We start from the raw sequence: 17,042 nt of genomic DNA, 5'->3' as shown, positions 1-17,042 counted from the left end.
ACTCCACCAAGTTTCAGCCCCCGCCTGGCCCCGTCAGGCGGCGGGGAGGCTGGGAAGCACTGCCTTCGCGAAGGTCTGGGCCGCCTGGCAGCGGTCGAGCTCCTTCTCCTTCGACGCCGCCACCGTGAACTCGGCGATCTCACCGGCGTCGCTGCTGTCCTTCGTGCGCACCACGATCAGCTCGCAGGTCGGGAACGAGTTGTCCTTGAACGCCTGGTAGCCCTTGACGCCGCCGAGGTCCACCTCGACGGACTTGCTGTCGAACTTGCCGTCCTTCGGGATGCGCGTCGTCCTGAACTCGAGCTGCATCTGCGCGCTCTGGCCGCTCCACGAGCACTGGTGCAGACCGAAGGGCGTGCTCCGCGGCGAGGCACCGAGCACGGGCGCGAGCGTCGCCTTGTCCACGATCGTGCAGGGGTCGACCTCGACCGGCGAACCCTTGGGCGGACTGTACTTCTGCGGGTTGCCCTTGAGCTTGCGCACCGCGCCCTCGAGCACCTTGCGCCCCGGCTCGCACGGGTCGGCGGCGCCCTCTCCTGCGCTGACCTGGATGCGCACGGCCTGTGCCGGGTTCTCCTGCGTCACGGCGGTGATGAAGCACGAGCTGCTCAGCTTCTGCTCACCGCTCTTCAGACCCGCGAGCTGCTTGGTCGCGTTCTTCACCTCGCTGGACGACAACGTGTAGCCGATGTCCAGCGTGATGGCGAGCGTCTTGCCCGCCTTGTCCTTCATGTAGTTCGAGCAGCGCGTGTACGAGCTGCTCGAGTACTTCGACGGCGTGCCGACCGTCTGCAGCAGCTCCTTCTCGATCAACGCGCACGGGTTGATCAGCCGCAGCCGTTCCGACGCGAACGCCGGGTCGACCGGCTTGTTCGGTTGCGCCGACGGCTTGACCGACGGATCGGTCGAGCTCGCGTCCGCGCCCGCCTGCACGGTGCGGCGCGGCGAGTTGGTCTTGGCAAGACCGGGACCGGTGGAGCAACCGGCCATCAGCAACGCGGCGGCGGCGACCACGGCGGTGGCACGAAAACGAGGCACGACGTGCACGGTAGCGACCTTCGCGCGCGCTCGTGGGCAGTACCCCGAGTTCCCTCGTGGCACATGTCACGCAGCGCTACGGGAACGATTCAGAAGATCAACGCGATGTACCTGGTGAAGACCCCGAGAAGAAGGAGAGACGTGCGCAACCGAATTCGCCGCGCATTCAACTGGCTCGACGCGTGGACGATCGAGGCCTTCAACCCCGTTTACCCAGGTCGTCCGCAGTCGTAGTCGCCGTCTTGGCGAACTGGGGCCGCAACGTCGCCCACGCGGCGAACGCCGCCGCCAGCACCACCATGGCTACGCCGGCCCACAGGTTGATGTTGACCCCCTCGGCCTTCTTCAGGTCGTCGTCGGACGTGAATCCGAGACCGACGACGACCAGTACGACGCCGTACAGGCCGAAGAGGAAAGCGATGATCAGTCGCAGGTCGAACAACCTCATGACGGCCTCCCTCAGCCGAAGATGACGTAGAGAACGGTCGTCAGCGCCAGCACTCCGCCGCCGAGCAGGGCGGGCGAGCGGTACCAGCCCGCGTCCTCGCCGGTGGTGGAGTGCGACCTGTCCTTCTTGGGCGTCAGGCTGTAGACCAGCCCGACGAGCTCGCTGTCCGGTTTCGGCCGGGTGACCAGGCTGACGCCGACCGAGACGACGACGTCCACGACGAACGCGAGACCCGCGCCGAGGAAGCTGGCGCCCTGACCGGGCAGTTCCAGCCACTTGATGCCGAACGACGGCTCCGAGATCGCGTAGATGAACATCGCGGTGAACGTGCCCGCGAGCAGACCGACCCAACCGGCCGTCGGCGTCATCCGCTTCCAGAACATGCCGACGATGAACGTCGCGAACAACGGCGCGTTGAAGAACGAGAACAACGCCTGGATGTAGTCCATGATGTTGGACCCGCCGAGCGCCGCCGCGATGAACGCCGTGCCGATCGCCAACACACACGCACCGACCGTCGCCAGACGCCCCACCCTCAGGTAGTACTCGTCAGGCCGGTCCTTCTTCACGTAGTCCTGCCACAGGTCGTATGTGAAGACGGTGTTGAACGAGCTGACGTTCGCCGCTACACCGGCCATGAAGCTCGCCAGCAGACCGGTGATCGCGATGCCGAGGATGCCGTTGGGCAGAAGGTCGCGCATCAGCAGTGGCAGCACGTTGTTGTAGACGACGCCACTGCTCGTGTCACCAGACTTGAGCTGTGCCATCTCCGGCACGATCACCGCGGCGATGATGCCCGGGATGATGATGATCGCGGGGATGAGCGCCTTCGGGTACGCACCGATGATCGGCGTCCTCTTGGCCGCGGACATCGACTTCGCACTCATCGCGCGCTGCACTTCGGCGAAGTTCGTCGTCCAGTAGCCGAACGACAGCACGAAGCCAAGACCGAACACCAACCCGATGACACTCCACACCGGATTGTCGATTCCGGTGAGTTCTGTCGCGGGCCACGCGCTGAGCTGTTCCTTGTCGGTGACCTTCTCGACCAGCCCCTGCCAGCCCCCGACCTTGATCAGCCCGACGATCGTGAGCGGCGCCAGCGCGGCCACGATGACGAAGAACTGCAGCACCTCGTTGTAGATGGCGGCACTGAGACCACCCAACGTCGTGTAGGCGAGCACCACCAGCGCCGCGACCACGATCGACACCGGCAGCGGCCACCCGAGCAGCGCGTCGATGATCACCGCCAGCGCGAACAGGTTGATGCCGGCGATCAGGATCTGCGCGACGGCGAAGCTGATGGCGTTGACCAGGTGAGCGGGCTTGCCGAACCGCCGGCGCATGAACTCGGGAACACTGCGCACCTTGGAGCCGTAGTAGAACGGCATCATCACGAGACCGAGGAACACCATCGCGGGGATGGCGCCGATCCAGTAGTAGTGCACCGTCGCCATGCCGTACTGCGCACCGTTGGCCGTCATGCCCATGAGTTCGAGCGCACCGAGGTTCGCGCTGATGAACGCGAGTCCGGTGACCCACGCCGGCAGCGACCGCCCGGACAGCAGGAAGTCGAGGCTGGAGGAGACGGATCGTCGCGCCATCACGCCGATGCCGAGCACCACCACGAAGTAGATGACGAGCAACGCGTAGTCGATCGGTCCCGCGTCGAGCCGCAGGTCCGCCTCGGCCAACACCGACACCGCCCACCTCCCAGACTTCCACAAAGTCGAACATCACCGACCAGGAGGGAACGTTACTCCAGGTGCGTGGGGTCTTACCCCGTGTGCGTGATCACCAAACCACGGTGTGATGTGGGGCGCTCAATGAAGTCCGGCGCTGGGGCTACACGCCGACGAGAACGAACGGCTCGGCCACCTTCGCGCCGTCCTCACGCACCATCTCGAAGACGAGGGTTCTCGCGGGTGCGGCGGACGCCGCCCGCCCCACGTCGTCGAAAACCGGTGCGATGAACGGGATCCGGAGAACGCCCTCCGAGTCGGCGCGCATCTCCGCGCCGGGGCGCAGCACCTGGCCCTGTCTGTCCGTGATCGCGTAGCGGACGCGCTCGTCCGCCGCGAACCCGACACCCAGGACGACGGCGGACGAACCTTCTTCGACCACCCCGCTGCTGGTGATCGGTGCGATCTGGACGATCGGCGGGAACTTGATGTCCTTGATGGCCCACGCGCCCGCGAGCGTCGAGACCACCATGCCGACAACCGCGGCACCGAGCGCCACACGCGGGGTGACGAACACCTCACGGCCTCGGTCGACCACCTGCACGGCGGTGTCGACGAGCCGGTGGTCGACGGACGTCAGCTTGGGCCTACCGCTCGTCAGCACTTGGACCACGAGCTCGGACTTGCGCGGCAGCAGGTCCGGCCCGAGCGCGACCGCGGTGCCGTTCACCGAGCACCTGACGTCGACGAAGCCGGACTTCCCGCCGTAGCAGGACTTGATGACCTCGATCACAGGTACACCGAGGTCGATCACCACGGGCCGGCCCTGGTCGAAGTGGTCGCTGGTCACCGCGTGCCGGCCGGCGTTGTTCACGGTCACGGAGACGATGTGCGGGTCGACCAGCTTCTGGCCGCCGCGGGTGACCTCGACCCCGGTCATCTCGTGCGAGGCGTTCGACAGCATGGAGACGACCGACTGCTCGGTCACGGTCAGGCGCCGTCTCGGAGGAAACAGCGCACGCCAGGCGAAAAATGCTCCAGCCAGTGCGACGAGAACGCCCAACGCCGCCACTGACAGCGTGGCCGCGTTGAACGGCACTCCTTCGAACACGCTCAGCCTGTCGCCGAGTCCGTCTGGACTGTTACGGCACGAAAAACCACCTGCGGCGGCGCTTCCGACCACCGACACTGACCCGGTGACCTACCAGACGACCTGGGTGTGCCCGTTGTGCCGCACGGTGACGATCAACGGCACGCCCGGCAACGCCGAGATCTGTGACATGTGTCGACTGCGACCGGACTGGGAAGCGCTGCCGCAGGCCGTGCGGGACGAGGTCGGCGCGATGATCGACTCGAAGAGCGCCGTCCCGGCCGGCTACCTGCTGGCGGAACTCGACGGCCATCAGCGCCCCACCATGGAGTACATGAAGTTGGCCTTCTACGGCAGCAGGGCGCGGAGGAGAACCTGCTCCTGCGCGGAGGTCGACCACGGGTACGTGAGCTGGTCGTGCCCGTCCTGCGGCCGGCCGCTTCTGGGCTGCGACGAGACCCGCGGCGAGATCTGCGCGCCCTGCGGCTCAGGACCGAGCTGGGAAGCGCTGCCGCAGGCCGTCCGGGACGAGGTCGGCGCGATGGCCGACGCGGGCGACGTGAACAACGCGATCCACCGGTTGCGGGACCTCGACCACAACCGGCTCGACTCGTGGACCTACACGCTGATGGTGGCCTATCAGAACAGCCGGAACTCGTCCGGCTCGATCCCGCGCAACGCGTCGTAGTCCAGCACCACGCACCGGATCCCGCGGTCCTCGGCCAGCGTCCGCGCCTGCGGCTTGATCTGCTGCGCCGCGAACACGCCCTGCACCGGCGCCAGCAACGGGTCCCGGTTCAGCAGTTCGAGGTACCGGGTCAGCTGCTCCACGCCGTCGATCTCGCCGCGGCGCTTGATCTCCACCGCGACGGACCCGCCGGCGGCGTCGCGGCACATCAGATCCACCGGGCCGATGGCGGTCGGGAACTCGCGGCGCACCAGCGTCCAGCCGTCGCCCAGGGTCGTGACGTGTTCGGCGAGGAGCTTCTGCAGGTCGGCTTCCACGCCGTCCTTCTGCAGGCCGGGCTCCGGGCCGAGCTCGTGCTTGGAGTCGTGCAGCACCTCTTCGAGGGTGATGATCAGCTTCTCCCCCGCCTTGTTCTGCACGGTCCAGATGTCCGGGTCCTCGATCAGCCAGCAGGGCGGGCTCATCCAGTTCAACGGCTTGTACGCGCGGTCGTCGGAGTGGATCGACACCGAGCCGTCGGCCTTGATCAGCAGCAGGCGCTGAGCCATGGGCAGATGGGCGGTGAGTCGTCCTACGTAGTCGACCTGGCAGCGAGCGATGACGAGACGCACCGCGACAGGCTACGGGGTGTGTCCAGAATCCGGACGTTAGGTACGGTCCGTGCCGTGGAAAGCCTCGGCACCCGTCAGGTGTACGCAAACCCGTGGATGACCGTCCGCGAGGACGAGATCCGGCGCGCGGACGGTTCGAGCGGCATTTACGGCGTGGTCGACAAGCCCGACTTCGCGCTGGTCATCCCGCTCGACGGCGAGCGCGTGCGGCTCGTCGAGCAGTTCCGCTACCCGCTCGGGTTGCGGCGCTGGGAGTTTCCCCAGGGCACCGCGCCCGACCGCGCCGACGCCGACCCGCTGGAGCTGGCCACGCGCGAGCTCCGCGAGGAGACGGGGCTGCGGGCCGGTAAGATGATCGAGCTCGGTGTGCTCGACGTCGCGCCGGGCATGTCGTCGCAGCGCGGGCGCGTGTTCCTCGCCACCCAGCTCACCGAGGGCTTCCACGAGCGGGAACACGAGGAGCAGGACATGCGCTCGGCCTGGTTCCCCCGCGCCGACTTCGAGACGATGATCTCGAAGGGCGAGATCACCGACGCCCAGTCGATCGCCGCCTACACGCTCCTGCTCCTGCACGAGCACTCCCAGCCCTAGCCCTGGAACGCCGCCCGGTAGGCGTGCGGTGAGGTGCCGGCGATCCGCTTGAACCTGTCGCGGAACGCCGTGGCCGAGCCGAAGCCCACCCGGCTCGCGATCAGCTCGACCGGATCCCTCGTCGTCTCCAGCAGGTGCTGGGCCTGACGGACCCGCGCCCGGTGCAGCCACTGCAACGGGGTCGTGCCGGTCTGCTCGCGGAACCGCCGGTTCAACGTCCGCGTGCTCATGCCCGCGTGCTTCGCCAGGTCGTCCAGCGTCAGGTCGCGCACGGCGTTGGTCTCCATCCACCGCAGCAGGGGTTCGAGCTGAGAACCTTGCGGCGCAACGGGCGGTGTGACGATGAACTGCGCCTGTCCGCCTTCTCTCTCGAGGGGCATCACGGCGTACCGTGCCGCATCGGCCGCCACCGCGGACCCGTGATCACGCCGAATCATGTGCAGGCACAGGTCGAGGCCCGCCGCGGCACCCGCGGACGTGAGGAACTGGCCGTTGTCGACGTAGAGCACGTCCGGGTCGACCTCCAGGGCGGGGAACCGCGCCGCCAGCTCCTCGGCCGCACGCCAGTGCGTGGTCACCCGCAACCCGTCCAGCAACCCGGTGGCCGCGAACACGAACGCGCCCGAGCAGATCGACGCGATCCGCGTTCCCCGAGCGGCGGCCTGCCGGAGCGCCTCGACCAACGGCCCGGGAACCACCAGGGCCGGGTCGTGGCCGGGCAGCACGATCGTGTCCACCTCGGCCAGCAAACCCAGGCCGTGCGGCACTTTCAGCTCGAACGCGCCCGCGTCGACCGTCCTCTTCGGACCGCAGACGCGCACCCGGTACCGGCCGGTCCAGTTGAACGCGTCGACAGGCGTCGCGAAGTCGAACGGGACAACGCTGTCCATCACCACCACTGCCACCTCGTGCACGTCCACCACCGTAGCTGGCGAGAATCCGTTGGAACATGGCATTCCAGCCAGTTCTCCGTCGGCGCGAGCACTCCTACCGTCTTGATCGTGAGCAAGCTCTTCCTGTCGCTGCACGTCCTCGCCGCCATCATCGCCGTCGGCCCGGTGACGGTGGCCGCCAGCGCGTTCCCGAAAGCCGTCACGAACGACGGCAACCCCGAGCTCCTGCACCGGATCTGCCGCGTCTACGCCCTGGTCGGCGTCTCCGTGCCGGTCTTCGGGTTCGCGACGGCCGGCGTGATGGGCGTGACCGGTCACCCGTGGGTGATCATCTCGATCGCGCTCACCACCGCCGCCGCGTTCGTGCTGGCCCTCAAGGTCATCCCCGGTCAGGAGAAGGCGTTGAGGACCAAGGACGTCAAGCACCTGGCCGTGTACACGGGCGTCTTCAACCTGTTGTGGGCGACGGTGACCGTGCTGATGATCCTCAGGCCGGGCTCGACGACCGGCGCCTAACGTTGCGCGGTCGGCCGCACCACGATCTCGTTGACGTCGACGGATTCGGGCTGCGAGATCGCGTACGCGATGGCGTCACCGATCGCCGACGCGGGGATCGCGACCTTGCGGAAGTCCTCCATCATCGACGCCGAGAACTCCTCGGTGATGGTGTCCGCGAGCTCTGACTCCGTGACACCGGGCGAGATCACGGTGACGCGCAGGTTCTCGCTCTCCTGCCGCAACCCCTCGGACAACGCCCACACGGCGTACTTCGTCGCGCAGTAGACAGCCGCCGTGGGCATGACCATGTGCGCGGCGATCGACGCGACGTTCACGACGTGCCCGCCGTCGGTGAACCTGGGCAGCACCGCGCCGATGCCGTTCAGCACGCCCTTGATGTTCACGTCCACCATGCGGTCCCACTCGTCGAGCTTCAGAGAACTCATGAGGGACAACGGCATCACGCCCGCGTTGTTCACCAGCACGTCGACACGTCCGTACCGCTCGACCGCAGCGTCCACAAAGGACTGGAAGGATTCACGAGAGGTCACGTCCAACGGCGCGTACGCACCGCCGATCTCGTCCGCCAGCGCCGCCAGCCGGTCCTCCCGGCGCGCCCCGAGGAACACCTGGTGTCCGGCCGCGGCCAGCACACGTGCCGTCGCCTCACCGATACCGCTGGAAGCTCCACTGATCAACACAACTTTGCTCATGGCCACAACGATCGACAGGAGAACCACCGCCAACCAGGACACCTTCTGCCTAGGTGTGCCACACCCGGGCAAAGTGCTGAACGGACGAATAACCTCGAAGACGTGCTCGGCGAGTTCCTGAAAGCCCACCGCGCCCGCGTCAACCCCCAGGACGCGGGCCTGCCCAGCCACACCCAGCGCAAGGTCAAGGGCCTGCGCAGGGAAGAGGTCGCGGTCCTGGCCGGCGTGAGCGCCGACTACTACGCCCGCCTCGAACAGGGCCGCGAGACCAACCCGTCGGCGCAGGTCCTCGACGCCCTCAGCCGGGCGCTCCGGCTCGACTCCGACGCGCGAGCCCACCTGCACCGGCTGGCGGGAGTGGTCGCGGAGGAAGGTCACGCGCCTGACAAAGTCAGCCCGGAGCTGCTGCGGCTCATCAGCGGCATGCACGACATGCCGGCGTTCGTGATGAACTCCCTGCTCGACATCCTCGCCACGAACGCGCTGGCAGAAGCCCTGTACGAGCCGTTCACGCCTGCCGACAACGCCGCCAGGATGACGTTCCTCGACCCGGTCGCGACGAGCTTCTACCCGCGCTGGCACTGGGTCGCGCAGAGCACCGTCGCGCACCTGAGGGGAACCGCGGACCCGAAGTCGCAACGCCTCAAGCAGATGGTGGCCGAGCTCAACCAGCACCCGGTGTTCAAGGAGCTCTGGGAACAGCACGAGGTGCGCGGGAAGACCCAGGACGCCAAGGAGTTCGTGCATCCCGCGGTCGGCCCGCTCAAGCTCGACTACCACTCGTTCGACGTGCGGGAAGCGCCCGGTCAGTTCCTGGTGATCTACCAGGCCGAGCCCGGCCCGAACGCGGACGCGCTGAAGCTCCTCGCGACTAGTCGGGCCACACGGGCGGCCGCTTCTCCAGGAACGACGCCCGCCCCTCTTTGGCTGACGGGGACTGCGAAGTCTCGGCCATGACGGCCAGCGCGATCTCGTACGCGTCGGCCTCTGGCCGGTCCAGCTGCGCGTAGACGGCCAGCTTGCCCGCTGCCTTGGACGCCCGGCTGCCCCGCGTCGCCCGCGCCAGCAACGCGTCGACCTCGGCGTCCAGCTCGTCGGCGGGCACGGCCTTGTTGATCAGGCCCCACTCCACCGCCGTCGCCGCGTCCACGACGTCGCCCGTGAGCGCCATCTCCATCAACCGCTTGCGCCCGATCGACCGCGCCACCGGCACCGCGGGCGTGTGGCAGAACCACCCGGCCTTCCCGCCGGGCAGCGCGAACCCCGCGTCCAGCGACGCCACCGCGAGGTCGCACGACGCCACCAGCTGGCACCCGGCCGCCGTCGCCAGCCCCTGAACCCGCGCGATCACGACCTGCGGCACGGACTGGATGGTCTTCATCAGCATCGTGCACAGCTCCAGCAGCAGCCGCACGCCTTCCCTGTCACGTGCGTGCACGTCCGCGAAGTCGTGGCCCGCGCTGAAAACCGGCCCCTCGGCGGCGAGCACGATGCCCGCCGCGTCCGAGGTGCCCGCCTCGCGGAACGCCTCCAGCAACTCCGTCAGGTGCTCGGCGGACAACGCATTGCGCTTCGCCGCACGGTTCATCGTGATCCGAACTACCGAACCCTCACGCGCAACGTCGACCATGCCGTGAATCTAGGCTTCTACGGCAGAGAACGCACCTCACGGATCACGGTGACGATCTCGTCCATGATCTCGGTCAGCTCGTAGTCCTTCGGCGTGAAGACCCGCGCCACGCCCCGGTCGCGCAGCTTCGCCGCGTCGTCCGGCGGGATGATGCCGCCGACGATCACCGGGATGTCCCCGGCACCGGCCGCCCGCAGTCCGTCGACCACCGCCGGCACGACCTCCAGGTGCGATCCGGACAGGATCGACAGGCCCACGACGTGCACGTCCTCCTGCACGGCCGCGGCCACGATCTGCGACGGTGTGAGGCGAATGCCCTGGTAGACGACCTCGAAACCGACGTCGCGAGCACGCACGGCGACCTGCTCGGCGCCGTTGGAGTGACCGTCGAGCCCCGGCTTGCCGACCAGCATGCGCAGCCGCTCGCCGATCTCCTCGCCGGTCGCGCGGACCCGGTCGCGCACGCGCGCGATCTCCGAACCGGCCTCGCCCGACGCCGAAGCGCCGGAAACACCCGTCGGCGCACGGTATTCGCCGAACGTCTCACGCAACGCCTGCGACCACTCACCGGTCGTCACGCCTGCGCGCGCACACGCCAGCGTCACCTCGACGAGGTTCTGGTCGGTCTTCGCGGCCTCGCGCAGCGCGTCCAGAGCCTCGGCCACAGCGGCGTTGTCGCGGTTGGCGCGCCACTGCTGGATCGCCTCGACCGCGTGCATCTCGACGATCGGGTCGATGGTCTCGATCGCGTTCGCGCCCTCCGCCTGCAACGGCGACGGCTCGGTCGTGTCGAACTTGTTGACACCGACCACGATCTCCTCACCGGACTCGACGCGACGGCGCCGGTCGGCGAGCGAGGAAACCAGCTGCGACTTCATGTAGCCGGACTCGACGGCCGCGACGGCACCGCCCATCGCCTGCACCCGGTCGATCTCCTCGCGCGCACCGGCGAGGATCTCGTTGACCTTCGCCTCGATGACCGGCGAGCCGTCGAAGATGTCGTCGTACTCGAGAAGATCCGTCTCGTACGCGAGGACCTGCTGCATGCGCAACGCCCACTGCTGGTCCCACGGGCGTGGCAGGCCGAGCGCCTCGTTCCACGCCGGCAGCTGGATCGCGCGCGCACGGGCGTTGCGGGACAACGACACCGCGAGCATTTCCAGCACGATGCGCTGAACGTTGTTCTCCGGCTGTGCTTCCGTCAGTCCCAGCGAGTTGACCTGCACGCCGTAACGGAACCGGCGGTGCTTCGGGTTCTCCACGCCGTAGCGCTCGCGCGTGATCTCGTCCCACAGCTGGGCGAACGCGCGCATCTTGCACATCTCCTCGATGAACCGCACACCGGCGTTCACGAAGAAGGAGATGCGGGCGACGACGTCACCGAACTTCTCCTGCGGCACCTGACCCGAGTCGCGCACCGAGTCGAGGACGGCGATCGCGGTGCACATCGCGTACGCGACCTCCTGCGCCGGCGTCGCGCCGACCTCCTGGAGGTGGTAGCTGCAGATGTTGATCGGGTTCCACTTCGGCACGTTCGACACGGTCCACGCGACCATGTCGGTGATCAGCCGCAGCGACGGTCCCGGCGGGAACACGTACGTGCCGCGGGACAGGTACTCCTTGATGATGTCGTTCTGCGTGGTGCCGGCGAGCGCCGACGGGTCCGCGCCCTGCTCCTCGGCCACGGTGACGTAGAGCGCGAGCAGCCACATGGCCGTCGCGTTGATCGTCATCGACGTGTTGGCGCCGCCGAGCGGGATCTGGTCGAAGAGCTGCCGCATGTCGCCGATGTGGCTGATCGGCACACCGACCTTGCCGACCTCGCCCTTCGCGAGCTCGTCGTCGGGGTCGTAACCGGTCTGCGTCGGCAGGTCGAACGCGACGGACAGGCCGGTCTGCCCCTTGGCGAGGTTCCGGCGGTAGAGCGCGTTGGACGCCGCGGCCGAGGAGTGACCCGCGTACGTGCGCATCACCCAGGGGCGGTCGCGTTCGCGGTCAGCTGGGTACGGCACAGCAACCTCCCAAAAACAGCGACGCCGTTCTCCGCTGTGTTGATTTCCTCGAAGGGTACTGGCCAGTAACTGTTGCTGCGCGTGCGATTGCTCACTGAATCGTGACCGCAAGAGCATGATGGAGGAGTGACGGCGATTTACCAGACAGTGGTCGTGTTCGGGGTGATCGGCCTGCTGGCTCTGGCGTTGCGGTACTTCGTGGGCAACGACAAACGGCCCGTACCGGATCTGGACGGCACGGACTTCGGGTTGCTGAGCGAGGTCGCGCTCGTGCCCACGGAGGAGGCCGCGAACGTGCTCGTGCAGAAGCTCAAGGCGAACGGGGTGCGTGCCACGCGTTCGCGGAACGCGCCCTACCGGGTGATGGTCTGGCCGGCGGACGTCGCGAACGCGCGGCTGGTGCTGAAGACCTAGGAGCTCACGCGTTCCACGTCGGCGCCGAGCTTGCGGAGGTTCTCCACGAAGCCGGGGTAACCGCGCTCGATGTGGAAGATCTCGTAGACCTCGGTCGCCCCGTCGGCGCACAGGCCGGCGAGCACGAGCCCCGCACCGGCACGGATGTCCGACGCCCACACCGGCGCGCTGGACAGCTTCTCGATGCCGCGGATCACGGCGTGGTGCCCGTCCGTGCGCGCGTCGGCCCCGAGCCTGATCATCTCGTCGATGAACCGGAACCGGGACTCGAACAGGTTCTCGGTGATCATCGACGTGCCCTCGGAGACCGTGGACAGCGCGATCGCGAACGGCTGGTTGTCCGTGGCGAACCCGGGGTACGGCAGCGTCACGAAGTCGACGGCCTTGGGCCTGCCCTCCATGACGACGCGGAAGCCCTCGTCCTCGCCCTCGTAGACGGTGACCTCGGCGCCCGCCATGCGCAGCTTCTCCAGCACGAGGTCGAGGTGGTGCGGGTTGACGCCGCGCACCCGCACGTCGCCCCGCGTCATGGCGGCGGCGAAGCCCCAGGTGGCGCCGACGATCCGGTCGCCGATGACCCGGTGCTCGGTCGGCTTGAGCTCGGTCACGCCGTGAACGGTCAGGGTGGAAGTACCGGCGCCCTCGACCTTCGCGCCCATCTGCGTGAGCATCAGGCAGAGGTCGACGATCTCCGGCTCGCGCGCGGCGTTGTCGATGACCGTCGTGCCGTTGGCCAGCACGGCCGCCATCAGGATGTTCTCGGTCGCACCCATGCTGGGGAAGTCGAGCCAGATCTGCGTGCCGTGCAGGCCCTCTGCCTCGGCGACGATGCAGCCGTGCTCGATCCAGGTCTTGGCGCCGAGCTTCTCCAGGCCGCTCTGGTGCATGTCGAGCGGCCGCGACCCGATCGCGTCACCACCCGGCAACGCCACGACCGCGCGCTTGCACCGGCCGACCAGCGGCCCCAGCACGCAGATGCTGGCGCGCAGCTTGCCCATGGCCTCGGAGTCGGCGTGGTAGCTGAGCTCCTTGGGAGTGGTGATCCTCGCCACGTCACCGTCGAGCTCGACCTCGCACCCGAGGCTCCGCAGCGCGTCGCCCATCAGCGGCACGTCGAGGATGTCCGGGCAGTTGGTGATGGTTGTGGTGCCCTCGGCCAGGAGAGCCGCCGCCATCAGCTTCAGGACGCTGTTCTTGGCGCCGACGACATCAACTTCGCCGACCAGACGCGCGCCGCCGTGTACCCGGAAATGCTCGCTCACGCGGCAATCCTACGTACGGCCCTACAGTGCCGGTATGGCGGTGCATCTCACCAAGATCTACACGCGGGTCGGCGACGACGGCACGACCGGACTCGGCGACTTCTCCCGCGTTCCCAAGACCGACCCTCGCATCGAGGCGTACGCGGACGTCGACGAGACCAACGCGTCGCTGGGCGTGGCCCTCGCGCTGGGACAACTCGCCGAGGACGTCCACGAGGTCGTGCGCAAGGTGCAGAACGACCTGTTCGACGTCGGAGCGGACCTCTGCACGCCGATCGTGCCGGACCCCAAGTACCCGCCGCTGCGCGTGACCCAGGCGTACGTGGACCGCCTGGAGGGGTACTGCGACACGTTCAACGAGCGGCTCGGGAAGCTCGACTCGTTCATCCTCAACGGCGGCACGCCCGGCGCGGCCCTGCTGCACCAGGCGCGCACGATCGCACGGCGCGCGGAACGGCGTGCGTGGGCGCTCATCGAGGCGGAGCCGGAGCAGACGAACGTGCTCACGGCGAAGTACCTGAACAGGCTGTCCGACCTGCTGTTCATCCTGGCCCGCGTGGCGAACCCGGACGGTGACGTGCTCTGGCAGCCCGGCGAGAACGCCTGAAAACGATGAACGGCGCTTTGTGCACCTGGCGTGCACAAAGCGCCGTTCATCGTTCTAGGAAGCCCAGGGAATGGAGCGGCCCGGAGGCGCTGACTCCAACCAGGACAGGAATCCTGTCAGCGCGTCCGGGCCCATCGCGATCTCGACCTCGCCCGAGGCGGAACGGCACCGCAGCACCGTCGCGCCCACCGGCATCGCGTACGCCTCCGGGCCTGTCGGCTCACGGCGTGCGTCGATCTCGAGCCCGTCTCTGGAGATCAGCTGGTTGGGGCCCGACCCGAGCGAGAGCACCCGGAACCAGGCGAACTTGTCGCCCCGGTAGTGCCCCACGCCCAGGTGCCAGCCACGACCGCGGTCGTCGAACTGGCTGCGCAGCGCGACGTGCACGCCGCCTTCCCGCAGCAGCCGGATGCGGCGCCAGGCGAAGCCCGCTATGACGACCGCCACGGCGAGCAGGATCAGTCCGGCAATCTCGGTGATCCCCACGGCTGGGCCCTCGCGCCCGGTCTCAGGCCGACTGTTCCACGGCCCGCACGCGCGCTGCCGCACGTGCGCGCTCTGCGTCGTCCGCGTCCTGCAGCGCCGATCGCGCCGCGGTCACGTCGATCTCACCCGCGAGCTCGGCGTCCTCGGCGAGAATCGATACGCCGGTGCCGGTCACGGAGAGGAAGCCACCGTGCACGGCGGCGGTGACCAGGCCACCGTCCGTCGTGCGGATGCGCACCACGCCACCCTCGACCAGCTGGCCGAGAACGGGCTCGTGACCGGGCAGGATGCCGATCTCGCCCTCGGTCGTCTGAGCCGAAACAGAGGTGGCCGTGCCGGACCACAGGCGGCGTTCAACGGCGACCAGTTCAACGGTCATCTCGGCCACGCGTATCTCCCTCGTCGTCTGGAGTCGAACTGAGTCTAAACGGTCGCCTGGCAACCTTGCCGCCCCGCCCGGTGTCAGTACCTCCGACAGCCGCCGAAGGGGACACATGCAGGATTTCGAGGACTTCGTGGCGTTGCGTTCACAGGCTCTGTTGCGCACCGCCTACCTGCTGTGCGGCGGTGACAAAGGTGCCGCTGAGGACATTCTGCAGGACGTCCTCATGAGCATGTACGGCAAGTGGCGCCGCATCAGGACCTCTCCGGAGGCCTACGCGCGCACCGCGCTGGCCAACGCCGCGGCGAACCGCTGGCGTCGTCGTTCCCGGAAACCGGAGGCACCGCTGGAACTGGGGGCGGTACCTCCGGCACGGGGACACGAGCAGCAGGTCGTGGACGCGGACAGCGTGGTGCGTGCGCTGGCGCAGCTGCCGAAGAAGATGCGCGCCGTTCTGGTGCTGAGGTTCTTCGAAGACCTCAGCGAGGCCGAGACGGCACGCACGCTCGGGTGCGGCATCGGCACGGTGAAGAGCCAGACCTCGCGCGGCCTCGCCCGCCTGCGGGAACTGATGGGTGAGCAGGTGCTGACGTGGAACTGAAGCAGGCGATGGAGGCCGCGACGGCGGACCTGGACGTGCGGCCGGGATTCGTGGGGGACGTGATGACCGGAGCTCGGCGACGACACACGCGCAGGCTGGTGGCGGTGACCGCGGCGGTGGCGCTGCTCGCGGGCGTGACGACGGGGGTGCTGGTGACACGTTCCTCCGAACCCGTCACCCCCGCCTCGTCCGACGCGCGCTTCACCAGGCCGACGAGCGGTGACCTGGCGGGCGACACGCAGTTCATCGAGCAGACGCGAGCCGCGTGGGCGAACAAGACCGTCGGGTGGGGCCCGTACGACAACGTGACGGACTTCACGGCGCAGTCGAACGTCTTCTGGGCCGGGAACACCCCGAGCGGTCCCGCCGCCCTGGTCGTGCAGGGCGTGATGGTGCGCGACAACGCGGTCCCGCAGGTCGCGGTCGGCCTGGTCGCCGGTGGCGCGGTGGTGGAGCGGGAGCTCGTGTCCGGCGAGCAGCGTGGGCTGTTCCAGTTCGGCGCGGACTCCTCGACGTACGTGGCGTTGAGCCTCGGCAAGAGGATCTACCTGTCCCAGGACCCGGTGCGGGGCCAGGACAACCGGCTGACGCGGCAGTGGCGGGAGCTCGAGAGGGGCGAGTTCGGTGTCGCCGTGGTGCACGCGCCGCCGCAGAGCAAGCCGGTGTTCGTGCGTGCCGACTCCCCGCCGGCTCCGGACGTCTTCGCCGTGAACCCCGTGCGGACGAAGGCGGATCTCGGCCTGGGCAAGGCGTTCACGCCGCGCACCGGCCTCGGCTGGACGGGCGACCAGTGCAAGAAGGTCACCGCTCCGCGGAACCTGCACTCGCCCGCGCAGGCGCAGTCGGAGATGCAGGCGCGCGCCTACGTCGACTTCCTGGTGAGCCGCGACTCCCTGGGCAGCTGGGTCGCCTGCACGTGGACGCCGGACGGCCGCTACGCGCTCGCGTTCGAGGCGTTCGGCCAGGTCTACGGCGCGCTCTACACGGCGGACGGCGACTTCAGCGCCGCCATCATCGGCGGGCCCGCGGTCAAGGGCACCGTGGCGCCCGTGCGGCTCGCGCTGCCCGACAGCCAGGGCACGATGGTCGCCGACTTCGGCGCCCTCGTCGGGCCGGAGCAGCGCCCTGACTTCTGGCTGGCTCCGGCCGGGACGAAGGAGGTGACGATCGTGCGGGGTGACTCGTCCACGGTCGTGCCGCTCTAGCTGCCGTGCCAGGAGCGCCAGAGCGTCGCGTAGGTGCCGTCCCTGGCCACCAGGTCGTCGTGGGACCCCAACTCCACGACGCGGCCCGCGTCGACGACGGCGATCCGGTCGGCGTCACGCGCGGTCTGCAGCCGGTGCGCGATCGCGATCACCGTGCGCCTCTCCCGCACGGCCGCGATCGCGCGCTCGGC

The 17,042-nt window shown here is 68.4% G+C and carries 21 protein-coding genes; 8 read left to right on the top strand and 13 right to left on the bottom strand.

The window, feature by feature from the left end:
- Positions 1–33 precede the first annotated feature (33 nt).
- From AOM45_RS12775 to AOM45_RS12760, 4 genes are all read right to left on the bottom strand, one after another.
- A complete protein-coding gene (locus tag AOM45_RS12775) occupies positions 34–1,038 on the bottom strand; it encodes a DUF3558 family protein (RefSeq protein WP_156094447.1) in 1,005 nt (334 codons plus the stop codon).
- 199 nt (positions 1,039–1,237) lie between these two features.
- Complete coding sequence (locus tag AOM45_RS12770; protein ID WP_030473695.1) at positions 1,238–1,486, bottom strand: hypothetical protein; 249 nt, start codon at positions 1,484–1,486, stop codon at positions 1,238–1,240.
- An 11-nt stretch (positions 1,487–1,497) separates the two neighbouring features.
- Positions 1,498–3,189, bottom strand: a complete 1,692-nt coding sequence (locus AOM45_RS12765; protein WP_030473696.1) for a sodium:solute symporter family protein — start codon at positions 3,187–3,189, stop codon at positions 1,498–1,500.
- A 142-nt stretch (positions 3,190–3,331) separates the two neighbouring features.
- The gene (locus AOM45_RS12760) at positions 3,332–4,156 is read right to left on the bottom strand and encodes a hypothetical protein (protein ID WP_156094448.1); all 825 of its coding nucleotides are present in this window, start codon (positions 4,154–4,156) and stop codon (positions 3,332–3,334) included.
- A 208-nt stretch (positions 4,157–4,364) separates the two neighbouring features.
- On the opposite strand from AOM45_RS12760, the gene AOM45_RS12755 reads away from it, so the two are divergent.
- Positions 4,365–4,946 carry a hypothetical protein gene (locus AOM45_RS12755; protein ID WP_059362385.1) on the top strand — a complete coding sequence of 194 codons (582 nt, stop codon included), beginning with the start codon at positions 4,365–4,367 and terminating at the stop codon, positions 4,944–4,946.
- On the opposite strand, the gene nucS is transcribed toward AOM45_RS12755, so the two are convergent.
- Positions 4,898–5,557 (bottom strand): endonuclease NucS, encoded by a 660-nt coding sequence (gene nucS, locus AOM45_RS12750; protein ID WP_030473699.1) that lies wholly within the window; start codon positions 5,555–5,557, stop codon positions 4,898–4,900. The two genes, AOM45_RS12755 and nucS, sit on opposite strands and share 49 nt — an antisense overlap.
- Positions 5,558–5,611: 54 nt before the next feature.
- Here nucS and AOM45_RS12745 point away from each other — a divergent pair, with 54 nt between their 5' ends.
- Complete coding sequence (locus AOM45_RS12745) at positions 5,612–6,148, top strand: NUDIX domain-containing protein (RefSeq protein WP_030473700.1); 537 nt, start codon at positions 5,612–5,614, stop codon at positions 6,146–6,148.
- Here AOM45_RS12745 and AOM45_RS12740 read toward each other — a convergent pair.
- Positions 6,145–7,062 (bottom strand): helix-turn-helix domain-containing protein, encoded by a 918-nt coding sequence (locus AOM45_RS12740; protein ID WP_030473701.1) that lies wholly within the window; start codon positions 7,060–7,062, stop codon positions 6,145–6,147. The genes AOM45_RS12745 and AOM45_RS12740 overlap by 4 nt on opposite strands.
- Before the next feature lie 87 nt (positions 7,063–7,149).
- On the opposite strand from AOM45_RS12740, the gene AOM45_RS12735 reads away from it, so the two are divergent.
- Positions 7,150–7,557, top strand: coding sequence for a hypothetical protein (locus AOM45_RS12735; protein ID WP_030473702.1), 408 nt, complete (start codon positions 7,150–7,152; stop codon positions 7,555–7,557).
- Here AOM45_RS12735 and AOM45_RS12730 read toward each other — a convergent pair.
- Complete coding sequence (locus tag AOM45_RS12730) at positions 7,554–8,252, bottom strand: SDR family oxidoreductase (RefSeq protein WP_030473703.1); 699 nt, start codon at positions 8,250–8,252, stop codon at positions 7,554–7,556. The genes AOM45_RS12735 and AOM45_RS12730 overlap by 4 nt on opposite strands.
- Before the next feature lie 102 nt (positions 8,253–8,354).
- Between AOM45_RS12730 and AOM45_RS12725 the strand changes: the two genes are divergently transcribed.
- Positions 8,355–9,209 carry a helix-turn-helix transcriptional regulator gene (locus AOM45_RS12725; RefSeq protein ID WP_051784772.1) on the top strand — a complete coding sequence of 285 codons (855 nt, stop codon included), beginning with the start codon at positions 8,355–8,357 and terminating at the stop codon, positions 9,207–9,209.
- Here the strand turns inward: AOM45_RS12725 and AOM45_RS12720 are convergent.
- A complete protein-coding gene (locus tag AOM45_RS12720; RefSeq protein ID WP_059362382.1) occupies positions 9,124–9,882 on the bottom strand; it encodes an enoyl-CoA hydratase-related protein in 759 nt (252 codons plus the stop codon). The genes AOM45_RS12725 and AOM45_RS12720 overlap by 86 nt on opposite strands.
- A gap of 17 nt (positions 9,883–9,899) precedes the next feature.
- Entirely contained in the window at positions 9,900–11,894 is a 1,995-nt protein-coding gene (locus AOM45_RS12715) for a protein meaA (protein WP_030473707.1), read from the bottom strand.
- Positions 11,895–12,020: 126 nt separating this feature from the next.
- On the opposite strand from AOM45_RS12715, the gene AOM45_RS12710 reads away from it, so the two are divergent.
- Positions 12,021–12,308 carry a hypothetical protein gene (locus tag AOM45_RS12710; protein ID WP_030473708.1) on the top strand — a complete coding sequence of 96 codons (288 nt, stop codon included), beginning with the start codon at positions 12,021–12,023 and terminating at the stop codon, positions 12,306–12,308.
- On the opposite strand, the gene murA is transcribed toward AOM45_RS12710, so the two are convergent.
- The gene (murA, locus tag AOM45_RS12705) at positions 12,305–13,570 is read right to left on the bottom strand and encodes a UDP-N-acetylglucosamine 1-carboxyvinyltransferase (protein WP_030473709.1); all 1,266 of its coding nucleotides are present in this window, start codon (positions 13,568–13,570) and stop codon (positions 12,305–12,307) included. The genes AOM45_RS12710 and murA overlap by 4 nt on opposite strands.
- Before the next feature lie 34 nt (positions 13,571–13,604).
- Here murA and AOM45_RS12700 point away from each other — a divergent pair, with 34 nt between their 5' ends.
- Complete coding sequence (locus AOM45_RS12700) at positions 13,605–14,177, top strand: cob(I)yrinic acid a,c-diamide adenosyltransferase (RefSeq protein WP_030473710.1); 573 nt, start codon at positions 13,605–13,607, stop codon at positions 14,175–14,177.
- A gap of 54 nt (positions 14,178–14,231) precedes the next feature.
- Here the strand turns inward: AOM45_RS12700 and AOM45_RS12695 are convergent, their stop codons facing one another.
- Together AOM45_RS12695 and AOM45_RS12690 are read right to left on the bottom strand one after the other, a co-directional pair.
- Positions 14,232–14,663 carry a DUF2550 domain-containing protein gene (locus AOM45_RS12695; RefSeq protein WP_030473711.1) on the bottom strand — a complete coding sequence of 144 codons (432 nt, stop codon included), beginning with the start codon at positions 14,661–14,663 and terminating at the stop codon, positions 14,232–14,234.
- A gap of 22 nt (positions 14,664–14,685) precedes the next feature.
- Complete coding sequence (locus AOM45_RS12690; protein ID WP_030473712.1) at positions 14,686–15,051, bottom strand: F0F1 ATP synthase subunit epsilon; 366 nt, start codon at positions 15,049–15,051, stop codon at positions 14,686–14,688.
- Between the two features lie 106 nt (positions 15,052–15,157).
- On the opposite strand from AOM45_RS12690, the gene AOM45_RS12685 reads away from it, so the two are divergent.
- Positions 15,158–15,646: a SigE family RNA polymerase sigma factor gene (locus AOM45_RS12685; protein ID WP_035913906.1), complete on the top strand. Its 489-nt coding sequence runs from the start codon at positions 15,158–15,160 to the stop codon at positions 15,644–15,646.
- A complete protein-coding gene (locus AOM45_RS12680; RefSeq protein WP_030473714.1) occupies positions 15,637–16,851 on the top strand; it encodes a hypothetical protein in 1,215 nt (404 codons plus the stop codon). The genes AOM45_RS12685 and AOM45_RS12680 overlap by 10 nt, the downstream gene beginning before the upstream one ends.
- On the opposite strand, the gene AOM45_RS50780 is transcribed toward AOM45_RS12680, so the two are convergent.
- A complete protein-coding gene (locus AOM45_RS50780; RefSeq protein ID WP_201779940.1) occupies positions 16,848–17,021 on the bottom strand; it encodes a hypothetical protein in 174 nt (57 codons plus the stop codon). The genes AOM45_RS12680 and AOM45_RS50780 overlap by 4 nt on opposite strands.
- Positions 17,022–17,042 lie beyond the last annotated feature (21 nt).

The sequence above is a fragment of the Lentzea aerocolonigenes genome (assembly GCF_000974445.1).
In the GTDB taxonomy this organism is placed as follows: domain Bacteria; phylum Actinomycetota; class Actinomycetes; order Mycobacteriales; family Pseudonocardiaceae; genus Lentzea; species Lentzea aerocolonigenes.
The sequence above is the reverse complement of the archived record's forward strand: the minus strand, read 5'-3'. Positions and strand labels throughout refer to the sequence as shown.